This is a genomic window from Nitrosospira sp. Nsp11 (assembly GCF_900142705.1).
In the GTDB taxonomy this organism is placed as follows: Bacteria; Pseudomonadota; Gammaproteobacteria; order Burkholderiales; family Nitrosomonadaceae; genus Nitrosospira.
The window spans coordinates 58,433-78,305 of the sequence record NZ_FRBV01000014.1 but is presented as its reverse complement, the minus strand read 5'-3'; the positions used below and the strand labels follow the sequence as shown (position 1 = coordinate 78,305).

Sequence of the window (19,873 nt, the reverse complement as noted above, 5' to 3'; positions counted from 1 at the left end):
AATAACTTCAATTCTGGCAATTTCCTCAGACCTTGTATACCCCTCAACGTTAATATCTGTAAGGCTTACGGACGTATTTCAGGGACGACTAATTACGGGGAGCAGGTAGAACCATACTTAGCACTGTTATTGTCGTTCCTAAAGTAGCAGAGAGCGCATAATACAAACATAAAAACGGCTATGTCACGCCTCTACCAGCACCTCGAATCCACCGTAGATCAGACGCTTGCCGTCAAATGGCATTGAGTTGGCCTCCGGCTGCATTCGCGGGTCGACCATTACCTTCTTCCAGGCTTCATCGCGCACTTGACGCGAGGGCCACGTCACCCACGAGAACACCACCGTCTCGTCCGCCTGGCACTTGACCGCCATCGGAAATGACGTCAGCTTGCCCTCGGGCACGTCATCACCCCAACACTCGACGACGTTCAGCGCGCCGTACTCCTTGAATACTATGGCAGCCTTTGCGGCATGCTCCCGATAGATTTCCCGATTGACTGTAGGCACGGCGACAACGAATCCATCAACGTAGTTCATGATTTATCTCCTCCATGGTTTAAATCGAATCTACACCGCCAAAGCCAAAGCGAACGAAAAAAACAATACCTTGCATTGTTTGTTCCAGTGTAGCAAAAGGGAATCCTTATGCGCTTCTAGAGGAGCCATTCGACTCACACACTCCGGGCGTACCTCTCCGATCGTTTTCCGGGCTACTGCTTTTTTGCTCTCTCTGGCGGGGCATGCGGTGTGCCTGCTTGCGCGGCCAGGTCCACTGCAAGCTGCCTGAGTGTTTCGCCTTCTTCCAGGCCGTCGAGGAAGCGCTGGGGGATGCCCGACAGCCCGGCTTGGGCTCCAGCTAGCGCCCCAGTCAAAATGGCGCGAGCCTGGTTTTGCCCTCCGCCATTTACGGCGTGCAGCACAGCGGATTCGAAATCCTGAGGGAAGCGGGCAGTAAGGTAGTAGGCCGCGGGAAGTTGGTGATAGATGGCGCAAGGCATGCCGTATACAAGTGACACTTTCCATGGAGGGTCTATCTGGATTCCCGGGTCCGTGGCGGCGATGGAAACATACGAGGGTGTCAGCAGGGCATCAGGTGATGCGAACCGCCCGGCGACGGGCGGGTCCGGGTCCCCGGGGCGGGGCGGTTGCAAATCTGATTGCGTTACCGCATGAAAAGGCAGTTCGCCCGTCTTCACTAATTGCATCAGCTTGCTGGACAGATTTTTATCGAGCTTATGCCCTTGCACCAGGAGGCTGAGCACCGCCCCGTAAGCGACCGTCATCGAAAGCACGACATCGTCGATCTGGGTAAGGCGGGTATTGTCGGAAATAGCTGTCGCCAATTCGTGAGGCTGAGTCGCATAGCGGACGGCTAAGGCGAGCGTGCGTTCGATGGCTTCGGTAGTATCGGCATGGCCACCCGTCTGCCCCCAGGGCAGTTTCTGCTGGACGCGCTTGCGCCAGGCATTGCGGATGGACTGACTTGTATATCCGCCAGGTCCGTTCGCTGGAGTACCATCAAGCAAAGGAAACAGCTCTTCATCCATGCGCTTGCAGAAATCTGCTTCGTCATAGCCGCCTCGCTCGACGAGAGAACGGAGCATGAGCCTGAGAATAATGCCTGCCTGCGACAACTGACCTGCCTTGAGGCCATCATGGTAACGGCCCGGTTTGGGGTCCGTATAAGTTGTGATCCAGTCGCCGTAGTCGCGGTGAAGCTCCTCCAGGTCATAGTACCAGTGAGGGCCAAGGCCCAGAGCGTCTCCGATAAAGGCGCCCATGATGGCGCCGGCAGCACGGTCTTGAATGGCGGGTTCGGCCATGGTTCTGATCCTCCTCGTGGTCAAACTGGATTTATGAACGAACAGGTCAAACAGGTTGGAAACGTAGGCCCGGCGTTTGCAGAGGAAACGGAATGTCGCATGAGACTATATATTCCATTGATTCTGGCTGGGCGTAAATGAATATGAGTATCAATTTGCGCCACAAACCTGTTTCGTATCGATGGAGAACTCGCATGCCTCCGTCTTTCCGATCCAGCGCTCGTGATCCATCGGCCCGGAACAGCCCGCATCTTCCAGAAGAGCACGGGTGCCGGTCGCGTCGCATACGAGTACAACCGAGTGGCGTTCCTGCCGCAGCACCCTGAGCTTATAACCTTGAAAATTTTCCAGTAGCACCGGATCGTGCCGGGTGGCGAGTTCCAGCAATTCGCTGTCGCCAAGGCCGGGTGGGGGGTTTTTGTAGCGCACCGTCGACTCTACCGCGGCCGATAGTTTTGTCAGTGCGGAGGCTTTGACATACATTTCCTCACTATCGGGGCCTCGCTGGCTGACAGTGCAGGCCGCCAGGAAACCAATCGTAATCGTAACGCTAATGGCGCTGGCAGCAGTGGTTCTGCTCATGCGGGGCTCTTCCAATAGACATAGTTGCCGTCAACGTCTCTTCCGGTATCCAGATTCCAGTTGACGGATGCCGTCTGGTACTTGTCATCGTTCGTGAACACCGCACCGGCAATATATGACCAGGCGGTAAGGACGTTTTCCATCGCCCGTTCGAAAATCTGATCGTAATCCATCGAACCGAGAGGGGTGGCCAAACCCTTCAGATATTGATTGTCGAGATCGGCTATAGCCGGATAGGTCAACCCGATGTTCGCGGCGACGTGTCGCGCAAAGGGGGGAAGCGCGCCTCCTTCTTCCGCTTTGTCAACGATGAACTTGAATGCGCCATGCCAGTTGTCGATGATCGGGGAATTGCGCTGATAGGGGTCGGGATAGCATGTCTCGAGCATTCGTTGCCAGGTCATGACGATTATGGGATCGAGCTTTCCGCTGTCGGGTTTATCGCAGCATCCCCAGATTCCCGAATCCAGATGCTCGCCTAAACCAATTTCACCGATATTCAATCGCTGAAATATGTAGGCATCCTGATGCATCTCGCAGATTCTATGCTTATCCTTGTTCTTTTGATATTCGCCTACTTTCAGCTCGATAACGGGATGAATTGTCACATCTGTTACGACATGGCTCGTGTATCCCAGCAGCCAGGCAAATGTTTTCTGCTGCGATGCACCGCTCAGTTTTCTAATAAAATCAATTCCTGCTTTGATCATATCGCCGGTTTTCTGATAATGCATTCTATCCGCCCACTGACAAGCATCGGGATGAGCGAGATCCAGATAAGGATAATCCGGGCTGACCGCGCCAAGCTCGCAGAACCGGAAGTAATCCAGTACCGGAACGATTGCTTCAGGCGTTAAACCGCGGCTTTCGAGCCGGACCGGTTCCCTGATCAGATTAACCAGCGTGAGATGTGCATAGGCGCCAGGCATGTATGCTCCAGATTCCACTTCCTTGACCGCATGCCATTCAGCCTGACTGGACGGCGCCGCGATCGTTGATCGGATATCGCATTAGAGAATAGGTGCTATTGTATATTTTGTTTCAGCTTCAGGCTGCGATGGTCATAATCGTATTTCAATGTAGCCATGCGGCGGCCAAATATCAAATTTAATGCATTTTAGCAATCAGAGGTTTTGCCGTTACAGCCGCTATTGGATGATTTACCCGTAGCGGCCTCACCCGGAAGGTGAACGTTAAATAATATGAAATATTGTTATTAATCATAGCACTGATCTATAAAATAAGCGGTCAACTACCGGATTTAGGTTAAATGTTTAGTTACTTCGAAAAACTGATTTATCCCTATCCAGATTCCCAGGACAAAATTCCTCCAAAACGCTTTTCATCTTTCGTATGGGAAGCGACAGATGGCGTAAGACGATATCTTGTTGCGATGACCCTGCTTACCGCGTTTATAGGCGCGTTCGAGGCAATATTGTTTGCAATACTGGGGAAGGTGGTCGACTGGCTCAGCGAAATCCCGCCTTCTCTGCTATGGCAACAAGAACGGTACACGCTTCTCCTGTTTGCCGGAATATTGGCGGCAAGCCCCTTATTGGTCGGATTGCAAAATCTCATTAAACACCAGGTATTAGGGGGAAATTTTCCGATGCGGCTACGCTGGAATTTCCATCGGCTGATGCTAAATCAGAGCATGAATTTTTATCAGGACGAATTTGCGGGTCGCGTAGCGGCCAAGGTCATGCAAACCGCTCTCGCCCTACGTGACGTCTGTTTTATTCTGGGAGACATCCTCGTTTACGTAACGATTTACTTTTTTACGCTGGTTGCAGTGGTCGGTAATTTCAATGTCTGGATGTTGCTGCCTTTCATGGCGTGGTTAACCCTCTATATTTTCACATTGTGGTTTTTTGTTCCACGTATGAGCCGGGTTTCTCAATCCCAGGCCGATGCACGTTCCCTCATGACAGGACGCATAAGCGACGCCTACACCAATATTGCAACGGTCAAGCTCTTCTCTCATGCGGGCAGGGAAGCGAGCTACGCGAGATCGGCTATGCAGGAGTTTCTGAAAACGGTGCATAGCCAAATGCGATTGATCAGCAGCTTTGAGACGGTTAATCAGATCATGGGCGCGGCGCTTATCATCAGTGCGGTTGGCGTGGCGTTGCTGTTATGGACTAAGGGTGAAATAGGCGTCGGCGCGGTTGCTGTCGTCGGTGCAATGTCGCTACGGCTCAACGGCATGTCTCATTGGGTCATGTGGGAAATGGCTTCGCTATTCGAACATGTCGGCACTGTGAGAGATGGTATCAATACCTTATCCCGCGCGCACCTGGTAACCGATTATCCTGACGCAAAACCGTTGCGGATCAATAATGCTGATATCAAGTTTGAGGAAGTGCTCTTCTGTTATGGAGGAGATACACCCGTAATAGATCGCCTCTCGTTACATATCAAGCCGGGTGAAAAAATTGGACTGGTTGGACGTTCAGGCGCAGGTAAATCTACGCTCGTAAACCTGCTGCTCAGATTTTATGATATCGAGCAGGGGCGCATATTGATCGATGGACAGGATATTAAATATGTTACCCAAAACAGTTTGCGCGCCAACATCGGCATGGTCACGCAGGATACTTCACTCATGCATCGCTCAGTAAGGGATAACATTTCATATGGGCTGCCGGATGCGAGCGATGAGAATATGATCGCCGCTGCGAAAAGAGCCGAAGCACACGATTTTATAGCCGGGCTGACCGACCCCATGGGGCGTAAAGGCTATGATGCGCATGTGGGCGAGCGGGGGATAAAGCTTTCGGGTGGTCAACGCCAGCGGATTGCGATAGCTCGTGCCATGCTGAAAGATGCGCCGATCCTCCTGCTCGATGAAGCGACCAGCGCTCTGGACTCCGAGGTGGAATTAGCCATTCAGTCCAGCTTGTATCGACTGATGCAAGGCAAGACAGTGATCGCAATCGCCCATCGCTTGTCAACTATAGCTGCGATGGATCGCCTGATCGTGATAGATAAGGGTCGTATTGTAGAAGAAGGCCACCATCAAAGCCTCATAACGCTCAACGGCCTTTACGCGCGGCTATGGAATCATCAAAGCGGCGGATTCCTGGGGGGCGACGTGTAATTTGTTTTGGCGCATGCCATACCTTGTACTGCGCCATCCTGCATGAATGAAATAACAAGAGTAAAGGTTCTGGTTGAAGTCATGTGACGGAGACCGGGAGTACGAAGCAGGCGGTTCAATTCAGGTGCCCAGCTCTATGTCCACCTCGGGCTTGACGCCTGTGCGGATAGCCGCCTCCGTCAGCGATGGCAGGCACAGCTCGATAAAGCGGTAAGCATAGCCGCGCAGGTAGTGGCCACGCCGCACGGAGATATTGGTCGTATTTTTTTCGAACAGGTGCGAGCTATCGAGCAGGTTGAGCTTCGTATCCCGCACCGGGCTGAACGCCATGGAGGCGACAATGCCCACTCCCAGCCCGAGTTCGACGTAGGTCTTGATGACGTCGGCGTCCAGTGCCGACATCGCGATATCGAGTAACAATCCTGCCTTTGCAAATGTCTGGTCGATCCCTGTCCGCCCGGTGAAACCTTCATGGTAAGTGATGACTGGAAACTCGGCAATTGCCTCAAGGGTAAGGAGAGAGACGGATTCCAATGGATGCCCATGCGGCACGATGACGGCGTGATGCCAGGAGTAGTAGGGAAAGGATGCCAACTCCGAAACGCTCTGCAGCGCCTCGGTGGCAATGCCGATATCTGCATGGCCGTCGAGCAACATCGATACGATCTCGTCGGGGCTAGCCTGATGCAGGACGAGATGCACCTGTGGAAACGCCTTTTTGAATTGAGTCACCACCGGTGGCAAGGCATACCGTGCCTGAGTATGCGTAGTTGCAATGGTTAGCCGCCCTTGCTTCCGGTTGCTGAATTGCTCAGCTAGACGCTTGACATTTTTTGCATCGAGCAGGATGCGTTCGACTATCTTCACCAGTTCCTTCCCCGGATCGGTCAATCCGAGCAGCCGTTTCCCCTTGCGTATGAACAACTCGACGCCCAGTTCATCTTCCAGATCTTTTATATGCTTGCTGACGCCGGATTGCGAAGTAAACAGGGCGTTTGCCGCGTCGGTGAGATTGTAGTTCTGCCGAACTGTTTCGTGGATGATGCGCAGTTGCTGAAAGTTCATGTTATTAAACTCATATTGTCATTCTGCCATTGCTCAAACGCACGTAATGATGAAGCCTTCCACTTATATTCTGACATGAGGCAGACTTACTCACTTCTCTTTTACAAAGCTGGCTTAATAATTATAGCGGCCGCTGTACAGACGGTTCAGCGGCGCTACCAGCACATCGATATCCGCATAAGTGTTGCATAGTGCCAGCGATGGACGCACGGTGTCGCGATTTTACCCGTGCCGCCGCACCATCCACCCGTACGCGAGCCCCGACACGGTGAGCCATTTCAATCATCTGGCGCAGGCCGGCTTTACGGTACCGAGTGCGTTTGGAACCTGCGAGAACGACACCAGTCTGGTACGTGATCCGAGCAGTTTCCGATACTCATCTGCCGTCATCGTCGATAGTGGCCGAGCCCACTATGAGTCTTGTCTCGGGCGATATGGACGGAGGGCACGGTGTGGCTGCCGCCTACATTAACTATCTCTATACTCCCTTGCCTCAGGACATTGTAAGCAAGCATTTTTTTCGCCCCCGCGATGAGCATGTGAGCGCCGGATACGCGAACCGGTTCCCTCGCCTGGAGCTGTTCACCATCGACGATGTTTTTGGCGGCTGGCAGAAGCACAGAAAATGCATTTCCCAAGGGTGGAATTTTCGAGCAGATCCAGAGCAATTGAAAGTGATACTGTACCGGCGTTACCTGTATCACTGGCTCATTCTCGATTCGTTGATCTTTTTTCGTTTCTTGCTTTTTGAATGCCGTGATCTATATTATCAGTGGGAGTTGGCAAAGCCAGCGTCTCTAGCCAGCGCCTTTACGCTGCATATTGATAAGCTAATCCTCCTCTTTAATGCGGCCTATTATCGTCGTCTTGCGAGATTAACTTTAATGAAGGAGTTATCCATGCAACCGGACCAGCCTGCCACCCAGATCCCAAACCAGTATCAACTCAGCGGTAAGCATCTCCATGTTACATATTCAACCACCAGCTTTGACGGAAAGCCGCGTTTTACCTACCAAGACCGGCAGCAGACGCTCAGCTTTAGCGGAGAAGAGATTCGTAGTGTCGAGACCGAAGTCGGCATCCTTGTCAGTGTGACCATCCGCATGACTGTCGATACCGGTGGAACTACTTTCAGCATCCTGCTGCCGCATGTGCAGATACCGGGAGAGCAGACGGTACCCGTCAAGACTTTCGGTATAACGACCATACACAAGTTCTCGGTCATATCAATAAGCGGACAACGAGATTTTTACACGGTAACACGTCTGAGCGGCAGCGCCTCGCTGGTATTTTTCTAGTCGCCGCGCTTAAAACCAGTGTATCGGATGATACTCGGCCCGATTTTTTTGGATTGGCTCAAGCCGTAGCTTTTGCTTTATTAAAATGGAAATTTCTGGAAATGCCGGTTCAATGGTAGCGCCAATATTTGACGGTACCCGAGCCGTCTGGGACTATGCCTGGGTACTCAGTTGAATATAGCATGCTCGGCACATATTGGAACGATATACCTCAACCTGGGCCTGTCAGGTTTTTTTCCTTCGGATCTTTCCATTTCCACCGCAGCAGCACTCGCAGCTGCCTGAACTGTTCGGCATCTATTCCGTCCGGTAGAATCACAATGCTGCGCGCGAAAAATCCTCGCCGTCGTTTCGGGTGGCTTGGAGGGAAAGGTAATTCTGTGTATTCCTGGCGCTTTAGCGGCTTTAGTTCGAGCAACGTCAGATAAGGCGCGACAAAGCTGCTGCCGAGGAGTGCACAAACGATGCGGTCGCCGCGACGTGTTTCAAGCGTGCAAATCATTTCTTCTGATAATTCGATATTCATTACCGAATCTGGCGAGCGTAACAAAGCGTAACGCCTCAGGTAGAAAACAAGGCTGAAGATCAGCATGGCGGAACCCGTCAGTTTGGCTGATGCGGGCAATATCAGCGGCCATAGCAGGCCGATCGCCGCGAAATGAGCGAAGCTCAGCATTACGGCAAGGCGCCTGGAGGGTTTGAGCCGGACAACCAGTAGCGGGGGAAGAGACGGAGGCACGAAGTCAGCCATGGTCGAATTATCTCATTCCTGGCGATTTGCCGCTCATCCGCAGCGTATGCTTTATAATTAATACTTTCCATAGCCATACATCGTTCTGTATGAACCTTATCTGGCAAGCATATCTGCGCAACCGTGGCGCCATTATCCAGGATGGCCGCGTCGTCGACTATGGCCATAACGCCGCCGAACTTGAGAGTACCCGTTCCGCTACGGTAGTAAGCGACCTCTCACACTTTGGCCTGATCCAATTCTCGGGGGAGGATGCGCAATCTTTCCTGCAGGGGCAGTTGAGTTGCGACGTGAACCAGGTCAATGCTTCCGCTGCTCTTTATGGAGGCTATTGCAATCCGAAAGGCAGGTTACTGGCAAGTTTTCTGATCTGGAGCCAGAGTAGCAGCAATGGCGGCGGTTACGTCATGCAATTGCCCGCAGAACTGGGGCTAGGCATACAGAAGCGTTTGGCCATGTATGTGTTGCGCGCCAAAGTAAAGCTTGGCGACACCAGCGATATTCAGATTCGTTTGGGCGTGGCGGGGGACGATGCCGAGGCGTTGGTGCGGAAAAATCTGGGTCAGATTCCCGCTTCTCGTCTCGGCGTGATTCAAGGCGAATCGGCGAGCATCATTCGCCTTGCGCAGAATCGATTTGAACTGGTCGTCGCGCCGGAGAAGGCGCCGGCAATATGGGAAGGTTTGAGCAAGGATGCCATACCGGTGGGTGCGTCCTGTTGGGACTGGCTGGAAATCAAAGCCGGTATTCCCATCATTACTCCCGCCACTCAGGAGCAGTTCGTGCCGCAAATGGCAAATCTGGAGGCCATCGGCGGAGTGAGTTTTCAAAAAGGTTGCTATCCCGGCCAGGAAATCGTGGCTCGCAGTCAATATTTAGGTAAAATCAAACGTCGCATGTATCTGGCGAATATCCGGCCGAGGGTATCCGAAAACCCGGTTGAGGCCGGAGACGAGCTATTCGGTGCTGATATGGGGGAACAATCCATAGGCATGGTAGTCAACGCATCACCTTCCCCTGATGGCGGCTTCGACGTGCTGGCGGTCATTCAGACAAGTAGTGTCGAGGCCGCAGTGGTTCACTGGAAATCGCTGGCTGGCCCATCGCTGGAGGTCACGCCGCTACCTTATCCACTAAGCTAATGAACGGGACAACTTTATGGAGGTTTTTTTTCATCATCATGCAACCGGGTCCCGCTATGAAATGTTGCGGAGGGTTGAGTGGGGCCTGCTGCCCCGGCATTTGATGTCTTTATGGGCTTTTTTTACGGGCAGCGAACCGATAAAGGCCTGTTGCCACACCGCACAGGGGGCATTCCTGGCAGGACTGCCAAGCGGAAACGCCCGGCAATTTGGTCGCCAAGGTAACACCATCAAATCATTCCCGTCGGGGAATGCCAGGAGCTCATCCAGCAAAGGGTATCCAGATCTGCAAGGATATCTCAACAAGTTTTGCTAACCGCCTCACCGAACCCAGTGTTGTCAAGGCTCAGCCAGCATCAAAGCTGCTAGCAGGTGGAACAGATCAGCTCTGTTTCGTTTTTACTTGTTCCCCTAACGCTAGCAAAGGGACTTAAATGCTCAACAGCGAAATGTTATCTTTCCGTTTCTGCATCTGGCAGTTTTTGCTGCCGTTTCTGTTAATGACATCTGCGGTATTCGCTGATGTGCTCGAGCAGCGCGACATTGCTTTTTATTATGGCAGTCGGCCGCCGGTGGAGGATTTGCGCCATTTTGACCAGATCGTCATACAACCAAGCCAGATTTTGCCGCACGAGAAAACAGCATTGCTGAATCTGAATTCACTGATATTTGCTTATGTTTCATTCGGTGAGATTGCACGCAATAGCGAGGACATGGGGCGCATCAAAACGAAATGGTCGATCGGCGTCAACCCGGCATGGAATAGCCTGGTGATGAACATGAACGATCCCGCTTGGCACGAATATTTGCTGGAGCACCATTTTGGCCGCCTATGGCAGGATGGGTACCGCGCGTTTTTCCTCGATACCGTCGACAGCTATCTGATTGTGACCAGTGAAGGCAAGCAGCGCGAGGAACAGGAAAAAGGACTGGTTGCATTGCTTGCAGAGGTAAAGCGCCGCTTTCCTGGCTGCAAGCTGATCCTCAATCGGGGTTTTGAAGTGCTGGACCGCGCCAGCCAATACGCGGATGGCATGGTAGCCGAATCTCTTTTTCACGGCTTTGATCCTGTGACGGGCAAGCATGCACCCACCAAGGAAGAAAATCGGGAATGGCTTCTCAACCAGCTCAAGCGTGCGCAAAACGAATTTAAAGTACCGATTACCGTGCTCGATTACGTCGAACCGGGCAACTGGGTTGAAGCCGAAAAAACAGCGCGTCAGATTGTCAAGCTCGGATTCATGCCGTGGGTCGCCAATGGCGACCTGACTTGGCTGGGGCAGGGCCGCCTGCGCCTGGCTCCGCGCAAATTACTCGCAGTCATTAACGGCACGCCCGCGCAACAGATGGATCATGAGCTATTCAAGCATGCAGCCATGCCGCTGGAATATCTTGGCCTTGCGATGGACTATTGGTATGTCGATCAACTTCCTTTGCCTATCGAACCCCTCGTAGGCCGTTATGCCGGGGTCATCGCATGGCTGGGCGAAGACAGCGCGGACGGTACGGGCCGCTATGAGAACGTATGCGCGCGGTTGAAAACAGAAGTTGACGCCGGCTTGCCGGTGGTATTCATGGGTAATTTGCCGGCAGGGATCGCCTGCCGCGATCTGATCGACTATCAGGGAGAACTGCAACCCACCACCAGCATGCTCAAGCTTGGCGACGTCAACGAGCGTCTGGGCCGGCCGAGTACGGCGCCGGTAGTGGGAAGCGGTACGCCTGGCGTTCGTGTTCGCGAGCGCAACCAGGCGTGGTTGACATTGAGCGATGGGGACCAGCTATTTCATCCGGTCTCCGTCGGCACGTGGGGAGGGTATGCGTTACACCCTCACATTTTAAGCGAAAACGCATCGGGCCGCCGTGAATGGCTGCTGGACCCTTTTTCTTTTTTTCAGGCTGCATTGCGTCTGCCGATGCAGCCAGTGTTCGATATGACGACAGAAAACGGACGCCGCCTCGGTATTATCGAAGTGCGCGGCGACCGTCTGTTTGCTAAAGACGAGTATGGCGTTGAAGCAATCGGCCGGCTTCGAGCATGGATCGAAAAAAACAGCGCGCCGATAACGCTGGGTGTAATAGAAGCAGAAGTGAGCAGCGAAGATCAGCGTAGCAAATTGCGGCAGTTGGCTGCGATGCCGCAGGTTCGATTGGCGAGCCACACATACAGCCACCCTTTTTATTGGGGCGTGTTCGAGGGGAAGACGGATGCCGATCAGCAGCCTTACCGCTATAGCGTGTTTATGGAAGGTTATGCGGCGGATATAACGCGCGAAACCGCGGGAACCATCCCGTTCCTGCAATCGATTGCGCCCAGTTCGCCGCTGTTGCTTATCTGGTCTGGCGATGGCAAGCCAGGACCAGCAGCTTTGGCAGCGGCCAAAAAAGAAAGCCTGCCCAATTATGGTGGAGGCGGCCTGCGCTGGCAGAGCGGATCGTTATCTTTCGCCGATCTTTCCCCGGCGCTGCGTCCGACCGAATGGGGCACGCAAGTGTTGACGCCATTGACTGCCGAGCCGTTGTTTGCGCAACTCTGGTATGGGGAAGCGCTCAATTTCGGTAGGGTCAGCGATTGGAACCGGCAGCTCGATGTTCTCGATGTGGGACGGCGGTTGCGTGTTTCATCCATATCGATCAATGCTGATGCGCTGTTGCACGCGCGGGGAGCGGAGCTTCTGGATCAGTTGGCCGATGAGCAGCGTAAAGAGAATGTGCTTGGCATCTGGGTCGACGAATACGTTCAGCGCGTGAGCGCTTTTCAAACAGCGAGCATTGCGCGCGATCTTGAAGGTGATTGGATGCTGTTTGGAGACGCGCTCAGGACGGTACGAGTACCTGCCTCGGAAATGAAACCGGAAATATCGGCCGATATTGTCGGGTATTCGGAACGAAATGCGGACCGTTATATTTATCTGGCACGCAATTATGCCGTCCTCAGCCAGAGGCGCAGCAAGCGAGATGCAAATTCAGCCTTGCGGTTGATAGAGGCCGGTGCGCCGCTGAAATCCTGGCATGTCAATTCCGATGGTTCAGCTACGCTATTGTTTGAAGCACGCGGAGAGTTGGCTGTCAGTGTGCCGATATCGTGCGCATTGAGCATGGGTGGCAAGCCATTGACCCCGCGTCGTGAGGGCTCGCATTCCTTATATGTGGTATCCGCGGACAACGCATCCGGGGAATTTCAGCTTGAGTGTTGAAACGCAGCGAGAATCCTTGCTAAATGCACCCGCGCTAATGTTCCTGAGCGCGGTATTGCTGATTGCTTTCTGGGTTTTGTTTCCCCGGCAGCCTGCGTTCAGGGACCCAGCCAATCTATCGGCAAAAGACGCCTTGTCAGTCGCTTACCTTCGCGTTCTTGTCCAGTCGGACCCCGAGAACGCTCCATTGCGCTTGTCGTTCGTTCAGGTGCTGACAGAGGCGGGCATGACTGACGAGGCTGTCCTTGCTATCGATCCTTTGCGACGCGCTCCGGAATCGAAGCTGACCTATGAAATTCGCATGGCGGAGCTGAAACTCTCGCTGCAGCAGCTTTACCGGCATCCCGCCAAGGATGTCGAAGCGTCGTTGCGGACCCGCATTGCTGAACTCATCCCTTCACTATTACGCATTTCGCATAATGAAGCCGAACTGAACCAAGTGGTTGTCTTGGCGGAGCAGTTTGGCGAGCCCTCAGTATTGGCGGAAATTTTCGAGCAATTGCATGTCCGTCGAAATGAATCTGGCGAAAGGAAAGCGCGTTGGCTTGTTTTTGCCGCAAAGCAGCGCATAGCAGCAAATCAGCCCAGGTTGGCCGCACGCGATCTGTGCAAAGCGTTTGTGATTGAACAAATGCCGGCGAAGAAAAAGGAAATTGCGAAATCCTGCTTGCGCGCCTATCTTCAGGCGGGCATCGATCGTGAGGCTTTGAAGGCCGCGGTGCAAGTCCTGAACGGCGGTGCTTCCAGCCCTGACAGTGTCAAGGGCGATGCGGAGCTTTTATTGCTGGGCGCCAATATCGCCGAACCGCTTGCAGATCGCGAACATGCGTTGACCTGGCTGAAAAAATCGAGCGAATTATCGCCGGGAGACCGCGTGCTAGCCGAACGTGTTATACGATTGCAAATTTCGATGGGTCTGTTGGACGAAAGTCTCTCCCGCGCGGCTATGTTGCGGTCATCCCTCGTCGTCGGCAGCGATCGCCACCGTTTGCTTGCCCATATTTATGACTGGAATGGGCAATCCGACGACGCGCTGGCTCTATGGTTGTCTTTCGCGCTTCATAAGGCCGATAACGAGGCGGAGACGCGAGCATTTGCACTTGCGCAGGCGAAACCGGATTACGACACGCTGGTAAAATTGCTCGAGGCCATCATGCTGCGCCGCAGGCTTGCCACTGCCGAAGCAGAGGCTTACGTCAAGGCTGGTCTCAGCATTGCCCAGCCTTCACATGTGGAACAGCAATTGCGGCGGCATGCAGAGCGCTTTGATAATCCTCCGCCAACAATGAAAGCATTGGCGGATTTATTGATTCTCCAGGGTAAGCCTCGCGCGGCGCTCAAGGTGTATGAGGAAATGCCCGATACGCGAAATGGACAGCAACAATTGGCGCTGGCTCGGGTATATGAAGAAGCGGGGGAAACGCAGAAAAGCTTCGAGCTACTGCTTCGTGGAATCAAGTCCCCTGACCCTGCGTATGCTGAAGAGTACTGGTTATTGCTGGCTAGAGTCTCTACGCAGTTGGGCCAGGATACCTACGCAAGCAAAGCTTACGAAAAGGCGCTGGCGCTTCGGCCAAACGATGTGAATATACTCGAACACCTGCAACGTCTGGCGGCACGTCATCGCGACGATAAAAAAGGTGAGCAACTTGCACGTTATGGATGGGATCGGCTGCGGCGTATAGAAGATTTGCAGCGACTCATGCGTTTTTCATGGAAGCGAAAAAATCTGGAAGAGCTCGATCAATGGCTCTCGCTGGCCGAACCACTGCCTTCGATAGCGCAAGCGCCAGATTACTGGTATTTCCGATCCATGCGGAAAATGGCAAGCGGAGGGCGAGACGCAGCGCGCCAGGCGTTGCGGGAGCTCTTGCGACTGCGAGGTCCTGACCCTGAAGTTACGGAGGCAATGATCTGGCTGCTATTGTCCGACAAAAATATCGATCAGGCATTGCTTGAGGTTGTCGTTCAACCGTACCGTAACCCATCCGGGAATCAATCGGTGGTAAACCCGCCCTTGACCGAAGCCCTGGCAGCGGCAGAGCACACTCTGGGTAAACCCGTCCAGGCAGCGGCGCGGTATTTGAGATCGTTAGAGACGAGGCCTCGGGATTTTTTGTGGACATTGACATTAGCCGATAATATGGAATGGTCAGACTGCCTCGCCAACGCAAACCAGGTCCGCTTCAGCGCCTTGCAAATGTTTGCTTCACAGCGTTTCGCCCAAACCGAAGTGGAATATCCTCCGCGCCTGGCAGATTACTTTCGTGGACTGAAAGATCCGCTGACGCAGTCCGGGGATGCGGATAACCTGGAAAAATGGCAATCGATGCGCGAGCGTTGGGGTTTTACAAAGGCGCTGGACAACGCGCGTTATTTTGCGCTGCGGCGTCAGCGCGAGCGCCTTCAAACGCCAGCATGGGAAGCATTCGCCGGTACGGTAAAAAATAAAGATCATCCGGCTGTTTCCGCACAGTTATCCGCAATTTCCACTCATCTGGAGCAGCGGCCCGGGGCGCCTTCTTCCCCGAAAATATTGCCGTTGTCCATAGATGACGTTGACCGGGCCAATCGATGGCTCGCTGGAGAAGCAGCGCCTAATCAAAGCTCTTTAAATACAGAATTGGAGGTATGTCGTGAAACCCTCGCGAAAATCCGTGAATTGCAAATGACACCCCGGCCAGATAAGGAGCCTGCCAAGCCATGAAAAAACCTTGGCTGGAAGGTATTGAAGTCATCGATGTCAATACGCCCGTGTCGGTCTGGGGCGGTTGGTTCGAGACGTTTGTACTGACCGCGATTGTGATCGCGGCATCATTCATTACTCAGCAGCATGATCCTTTCCGGCTGAATGGCGGGTTTCCGTGGCCGCTCCTCGCTCCTTTGCTGGCTGGGTTACGGTATGGATTCGTCTATGGTTTTGTCAGTGCTTTGCTTATATTGGCAATATTAGGGGTGGCTATCAATCAGCAATGGCAAATTGCGACCGGTTTTCCACTGCCATGGGCAATCGGCGTTGTTGTCGTGGCGATGGTGGCGGGAGAGTTTCGCGATATGTGGGGACGCCGGTTACACCGGCTGGAAGGCGCCTACCAATATCGCGCGGAACGCCTGGAGGAATTTACGCGCAGTTATCAACTGTTACGCCTGTCGCACGACCGCCTGGAGCAAACTGTCGCTAATAGTGGATCTTCATTGCGTGAAGGCATCATGAACTTGCAATCGACGCTCGATGGTATTGATGGGCTGAATGCATCTTCGTTACAGCGGCTTATCGAGTTCATAGCAGAATATGGTGCGCTGACGCAAGCATGCATAGTGGGGATAGCGGCCGACCGGATCGATACGGGCAGAATTCTAGCGTGTATCGGTGAAAATTTTTCGATAAGCGACGATGACCCCGTGGTGACAAGCGCGCTCGAAAGCGGCGAGCTGGCGGCGGTAAACCTTATAAGCGAATACGCCATGGAGCAAAACCAGTTGTTGGCCGCTATTCCTCTGGCTGACTCGACCGGCGAAATTCATGCAATGCTGGTGGTTAGATCCATGCCGTTCTTTGCTTTTCAAGAAAATAACTTAAGACTTATTGCGGTGCTTGTGGCGCATGGCGTCGACCACCTTCGTTTTGGCACAGCCGATTCTTCTACCGGACGCTTTATTGCTTCGTTTGAGCGTGTGCATCAGGATTTTTTAAGATTCAAGCTCGATGCAACGCTCCTGAGGTTGTCGGGCGCTCCCGGCGATGTCCTGAACGTTTATGGGCAACTGCGGTCTTCGGTCCGCGCTGTCGACCTGATGTGTATGGCTAAAGATGAGGAAAAGCCGGTCATCTGGCTTCTGCTCCCCTTGACCGATACCGCGAACGCGCAAGCATGGATGCAGCGGGTGGATGATATTCTTGGAAGAGTAACGAGCGAGCTGATAGCCATCAACGATATCGATCCGCGAACGATTCGTTCTTTGGAGCCGCACTGATGTATCGGACGTCCATACAATGGGGAGTGGCAGCCGAGGTACTGGCCGGCTTACTGCTCTGGTTGAGTGCCAGCGATTGGATAGCGGCCTGGGCGGCGAACTGGATAGTGCTGGCGGCGGTGTTATCCCACTCTGTTTCATCCTATTTTCTTGCCCGGGGCTTCTGGCAATTGCTGCCGCGCCGTTACAAGTTGCCCGCGAGAAGAAGCCTGAGTTTTCTGGTTGCCTTTATATGGATTTTACCGGTCCTCGGTGCGCTTGGCATACTGTGGAGCATCACCAGCGCTTTACAACGCCCGCGCAGCCGTTCTTCCCACAATGTAAAGATTATTGCCTTGCCTGAGCTGCCGTTTTCGCCACCTGTCATTTTCCCGACACCGCCCTACAGCCAGGGTGCGTTGCGTCAGATTGTGCATTTTGCCGGGCGACCGTTGAAGCGGCTGAAGGCGGTGATGGCGACGCGGCATATGGCGCCGCGCGAAGCCATGACAATCTGGTCGAAGGCAACGTGCGATCCCGTCGATGATGTGCGACTGCTGGCTTACGCCATGAGAGACAGTAGCGAAAAAAATCTGACCAACCATATTTTGGCCCTGACCGAAGGACTGCCGGACGTTCCGGTGCGCATGCGCAATGCCTGCCATAAAGCGATTGCTGCTTTGTGTTGGGAACTGGTATATCACCGTCTGGTACAAGGGGCCGTGAAGCAGCATTGGCTGCAAACCGCGCGACGCCATATGGAAACTGTACTTGCGGAAGCTGTACTCGCCTCCGCAGGCGATGAATCATCGGCTGGTGGGTCAACTGTACCGGATGTGGCGGATAAAGCAGGCGCATCCGTTATGTCCGATGCGGATAGCTGGCTGTTGTACGGGCGGATTTTGCTGGAATCAGGTGATCTCGCGCTCGCTGGAGAGGCATTTGCCAACGCACGAGCCGGGGGAACGGATGAGCAGAAAATTCTGCCATGGCTTGCCGAAATAGCCTTCAGTGAGCGAAGATTCCCGGAAGTGAAGGTTTATTTATCGGCACTGACGCGGCCCGGCGAGAGAGGGCACGAACTGGCTTTGGTAAGGGCGTGGTGGAACAAATGAATGACATCGTTCGAGCCAAGGCAGCGGGGACGGTAGCAGGTTCGGCGGCAGGTCCGGTGGCCGATATTGCCCTGTTGCTGGAAGGGACCTACCCATACGTTCGGGGCGGCGTATCCTCATGGGTACACCAGATCATCGCCGGTTTGCCGGAAATCAAATTTGCCGTTATTTTTATCGGCGGCGAAAGGAAAATGTATGGCCCCGCGCAGTATCAATTCCCGCCGAATGTAACGCACGTGGAAACACATTATTTGCTGCACCAGGATAAGCGGCTTAAACCGATTGCATGCAAAGGCGACCGCACGGCTTTCTCGGAAATGGATGAGCTGCATGCGCACATGCGCCAGTCGTTGACAATGCCCGGCGAGAAAATGACAAAAGCGTTTTCTCGCCTGGGTTCCGCCGGTGGCATCAGCCACGAAGATTTTCTCTATAGCGAAGCTTCATGGGATTACATCACCCGCCAGTACCGCGAGCGTTGCACGGAGCCCTCGTTTGTTGCCTATTTCTGGGCGATACGCGCCATGCACGCGCCTCTGTTCGTGCTGGCGGATATTGCCGCCGGGCTGCCACCCGTACGCGCTGTACACGCCATCTCGACAGGGTATGCGGGATTGCTGGGCGCGATGATTCGCCTGCGCCGCAATATTCCCTTCGTGCTGACGGAGCACGGTATCTATACGAAGGAGCGGAAGATCGATCTGGCGCAAGCCACATGGATCCAGGATCACAATGACGATGTATGTAATACCCTGCATGATGAAATGGGATATATCCGTGGCCTCTGGATAAGATTTTATGAACAGATCGGCCGCATGGCCTACGCGCAAGCATCGCCCATTGTCAGCCTGTACGAGGGCAATCGCCTGAGGCAGATCGCGGATGGGGCGGCGGCGGAAAAAACGCTTGTCATTACTAACGGGATCGATCTGCAGCGCTATCGGGTCGCGTTTGAAAAACGCCCTGAAAAAATTCCGCCGGTGCTGGGATTGATCGGGCGGGTGGTGCCCATCAAGGACATCAAGACCTTCATTCGGACGTTACGCATGCTGGTCAATGAACGGCCCGATGCGGAAGGATGGATTGCCGGCCCGGAAGATGAAGACCCGTCCTATGTGAATGAGTGCAAAGAACTGGCATCAAGCCTCGGGCTGCAAAATCATGTCAAATTCATGGGCTTTCAAAACGTGCTTGAAATTCTTCCGCAGCTGGGTCTGATGGTATTGACCTCAATCAGCGAAGCGTTGCCCCTGGTCGTACTGGAGGCGTTTGCCAGTGGTGTTCCGTGTGTCGCCACCGATGTAGGCTCATGCCGCGAACTTATCGAGGGAAACAGCCAGGAAGACCGCGCTCTCGGCGCGGCGGGAAGCGTGGTTTTCATCGCCGACCCCGAGGGAACGGCGAAAGCGGCGCTTGAACTGCTCAATAACACCGCGCGATGGCACGCGGCACAACAGGCTGGGCTTGAGCGAGTGAAGCGCTACTATGACGACAAGTTAATGTTCTCATCCTATCGGAATCTTTATGCGAAAGCATTGGATTCGGTGCCGGATTCAGCTAAACAACCCGTGAAAGTGGCTTGAACCTGAATCCGGTAGTTCACCGCTCATTTGATAGATCAGCGTTATGATTAATAATAATATTTCATATTATTTGACGGCCACCTCCCGGGTGATGGCACTACGGGGTGAATTGCACAGTTTTTGCACATGGCTGCGTTGCAACTTCTTGGAATGGAATGGCGCCCCGAAGCGTCGCCCGAGGGGCTCCGCGCAGCGGGGATCGGGCAGCGCAGGGGATGCCGCGATCGCGTTCCACACGCAAGGGGGCACCCGCATCCCGCTTC

General features: G+C 53.8%; 14 protein-coding genes and 1 pseudogene. 8 read left to right on the top strand and 7 right to left on the bottom strand.

The genetic code is table 11. The annotated features are described in order from the left end of the window. Nucleotides 1-183: 183 nt before the first annotated feature. From BUA28_RS13085 to BUA28_RS13070, 4 genes are all read right to left on the bottom strand, one after another. Complete coding sequence (locus BUA28_RS13085; RefSeq protein ID WP_072768557.1) at nucleotides 184-537, bottom strand: DUF1428 domain-containing protein; 354 nt, start codon at nucleotides 535-537, stop codon at nucleotides 184-186. Between the two features lie 173 nt (nucleotides 538-710). Then, entirely contained in the window at nucleotides 711-1,823 is a 1,113-nt protein-coding gene (locus BUA28_RS13080; RefSeq protein ID WP_072768556.1) for an ADP-ribosylglycohydrolase family protein, read from the bottom strand. Nucleotides 1,824-1,973: 150 nt separating this feature from the next. Then, nucleotides 1,974-2,405 (bottom strand): hypothetical protein, encoded by a 432-nt coding sequence (locus tag BUA28_RS13075; protein ID WP_072768555.1) that lies wholly within the window; start codon nucleotides 2,403-2,405, stop codon nucleotides 1,974-1,976. After that, nucleotides 2,402-3,334, bottom strand: coding sequence for a zinc dependent phospholipase C family protein (locus tag BUA28_RS13070; protein WP_072768554.1), 933 nt, complete (start codon nucleotides 3,332-3,334; stop codon nucleotides 2,402-2,404). The genes BUA28_RS13075 and BUA28_RS13070 overlap by 4 nt, the downstream gene beginning before the upstream one ends. A gap of 341 nt (nucleotides 3,335-3,675) precedes the next feature. On the opposite strand from BUA28_RS13070, the gene BUA28_RS13065 reads away from it, so the two are divergent. Then, nucleotides 3,676-5,505: an ABC transporter ATP-binding protein gene (locus tag BUA28_RS13065; protein WP_072768553.1), complete on the top strand. Its 1,830-nt coding sequence runs from the start codon at nucleotides 3,676-3,678 to the stop codon at nucleotides 5,503-5,505. Nucleotides 5,506-5,625: 120 nt separating this feature from the next. Here BUA28_RS13065 and BUA28_RS13060 read toward each other — a convergent pair whose 3' ends face one another. Both BUA28_RS13060 and BUA28_RS16460 read right to left on the bottom strand, forming a co-directional pair. Further along, nucleotides 5,626-6,570: a CysB family HTH-type transcriptional regulator gene (locus BUA28_RS13060; protein WP_072768552.1), complete on the bottom strand. Its 945-nt coding sequence runs from the start codon at nucleotides 6,568-6,570 to the stop codon at nucleotides 5,626-5,628. A gap of 235 nt (nucleotides 6,571-6,805) precedes the next feature. Next, nucleotides 6,806-6,951: pseudogene (locus BUA28_RS16460) on the bottom strand (aminotransferase class V-fold PLP-dependent enzyme); the annotation flags it as partial. A 32-nt stretch (nucleotides 6,952-6,983) separates the two neighbouring features. On the opposite strand from BUA28_RS16460, the gene BUA28_RS16320 reads away from it, so the two are divergent. Then, nucleotides 6,984-7,868: a hypothetical protein gene (locus BUA28_RS16320; RefSeq protein ID WP_256598323.1), complete on the top strand. Its 885-nt coding sequence runs from the start codon at nucleotides 6,984-6,986 to the stop codon at nucleotides 7,866-7,868. Between the two features lie 211 nt (nucleotides 7,869-8,079). Here BUA28_RS16320 and BUA28_RS13050 read toward each other — a convergent pair whose 3' ends face one another. Further along, nucleotides 8,080-8,619 carry a protein YgfX gene (locus tag BUA28_RS13050; RefSeq protein WP_072768551.1) on the bottom strand — a complete coding sequence of 180 codons (540 nt, stop codon included), beginning with the start codon at nucleotides 8,617-8,619 and terminating at the stop codon, nucleotides 8,080-8,082. Nucleotides 8,620-8,708: 89 nt separating this feature from the next. On the opposite strand from BUA28_RS13050, the gene BUA28_RS13045 reads away from it, so the two are divergent. The 6 genes from BUA28_RS13045 to pelF all read left to right on the top strand — a co-directional run bounded on the left by BUA28_RS13045 (nucleotide 8,709) and on the right by pelF (nucleotide 19,610). Beyond that, nucleotides 8,709-9,761, top strand: coding sequence for a CAF17-like 4Fe-4S cluster assembly/insertion protein YgfZ (locus BUA28_RS13045; protein WP_072768550.1), 1,053 nt, complete (start codon nucleotides 8,709-8,711; stop codon nucleotides 9,759-9,761). Between the two features lie 434 nt (nucleotides 9,762-10,195). Continuing rightward, the gene (locus BUA28_RS13035) at nucleotides 10,196-12,958 is read left to right on the top strand and encodes an endo alpha-1,4 polygalactosaminidase (RefSeq protein ID WP_256598322.1); all 2,763 of its coding nucleotides are present in this window, start codon (nucleotides 10,196-10,198) and stop codon (nucleotides 12,956-12,958) included. After that, nucleotides 12,948-15,665 carry a tetratricopeptide repeat protein gene (locus tag BUA28_RS13030; RefSeq protein WP_072768548.1) on the top strand — a complete coding sequence of 906 codons (2,718 nt, stop codon included), beginning with the start codon at nucleotides 12,948-12,950 and terminating at the stop codon, nucleotides 15,663-15,665. Before BUA28_RS13035 ends, BUA28_RS13030 begins: the two co-directional genes overlap by 11 nt. After that, entirely contained in the window at nucleotides 15,662-16,933 is a 1,272-nt protein-coding gene (locus tag BUA28_RS13025) for a protein PelD (protein WP_072768547.1), read from the top strand. Before BUA28_RS13030 ends, BUA28_RS13025 begins: the two co-directional genes overlap by 4 nt. Next, nucleotides 16,933-18,027 carry a protein PelE gene (locus tag BUA28_RS13020; RefSeq protein ID WP_072768546.1) on the top strand — a complete coding sequence of 365 codons (1,095 nt, stop codon included), beginning with the start codon at nucleotides 16,933-16,935 and terminating at the stop codon, nucleotides 18,025-18,027. The genes BUA28_RS13025 and BUA28_RS13020 overlap by 1 nt, the downstream gene beginning before the upstream one ends. Continuing rightward, nucleotides 18,024-19,610: a GT4 family glycosyltransferase PelF gene (gene pelF / locus BUA28_RS13015; protein WP_083570019.1), complete on the top strand. Its 1,587-nt coding sequence runs from the start codon at nucleotides 18,024-18,026 to the stop codon at nucleotides 19,608-19,610. Before BUA28_RS13020 ends, pelF begins: the two co-directional genes overlap by 4 nt. Nucleotides 19,611-19,873 lie beyond the last annotated feature (263 nt).

Excerpts from the sequence above, each read along its gene's own strand:
- BUA28_RS13085 (WP_072768557.1), bottom strand. The coding sequence starts at position 537 with ATGAACTACGTTGATGGATTCGTTGTCGCCGTGCCTACAGTCAATCGG.
- BUA28_RS13080 (WP_072768556.1), bottom strand. The coding sequence starts at position 1,823 with ATGGCCGAACCCGCCATTCAAGACCGTGCTGCCGGCGCCATCATGGGC.
- BUA28_RS13075 (WP_072768555.1), bottom strand. The coding sequence starts at position 2,405 with ATGAGCAGAACCACTGCTGCCAGCGCCATTAGCGTTACGATTACGATT.
- BUA28_RS13070 (WP_072768554.1), bottom strand. The coding sequence starts at position 3,334 with ATGCCTGGCGCCTATGCACATCTCACGCTGGTTAATCTGATCAGGGAA.
- BUA28_RS13065 (WP_072768553.1), top strand. The coding sequence starts at position 3,676 with ATGTTTAGTTACTTCGAAAAACTGATTTATCCCTATCCAGATTCCCAG.
- BUA28_RS13060 (WP_072768552.1), bottom strand. The coding sequence starts at position 6,570 with ATGAACTTTCAGCAACTGCGCATCATCCACGAAACAGTTCGGCAGAAC.
- BUA28_RS16320 (WP_256598323.1), top strand. The coding sequence starts at position 6,984 with ATGAGTCTTGTCTCGGGCGATATGGACGGAGGGCACGGTGTGGCTGCC.
- BUA28_RS13050 (WP_072768551.1), bottom strand. The coding sequence starts at position 8,619 with ATGGCTGACTTCGTGCCTCCGTCTCTTCCCCCGCTACTGGTTGTCCGG.
- BUA28_RS13045 (WP_072768550.1), top strand. The coding sequence starts at position 8,709 with ATGAACCTTATCTGGCAAGCATATCTGCGCAACCGTGGCGCCATTATC.
- BUA28_RS13035 (WP_256598322.1), top strand. The coding sequence starts at position 10,196 with ATGCTCAACAGCGAAATGTTATCTTTCCGTTTCTGCATCTGGCAGTTT.
- BUA28_RS13025 (WP_072768547.1), top strand. The coding sequence starts at position 15,662 with ATGAAAAAACCTTGGCTGGAAGGTATTGAAGTCATCGATGTCAATACG.
- BUA28_RS13020 (WP_072768546.1), top strand. The coding sequence starts at position 16,933 with ATGTATCGGACGTCCATACAATGGGGAGTGGCAGCCGAGGTACTGGCC.
- pelF (WP_083570019.1), top strand. The coding sequence starts at position 18,024 with ATGAATGACATCGTTCGAGCCAAGGCAGCGGGGACGGTAGCAGGTTCG.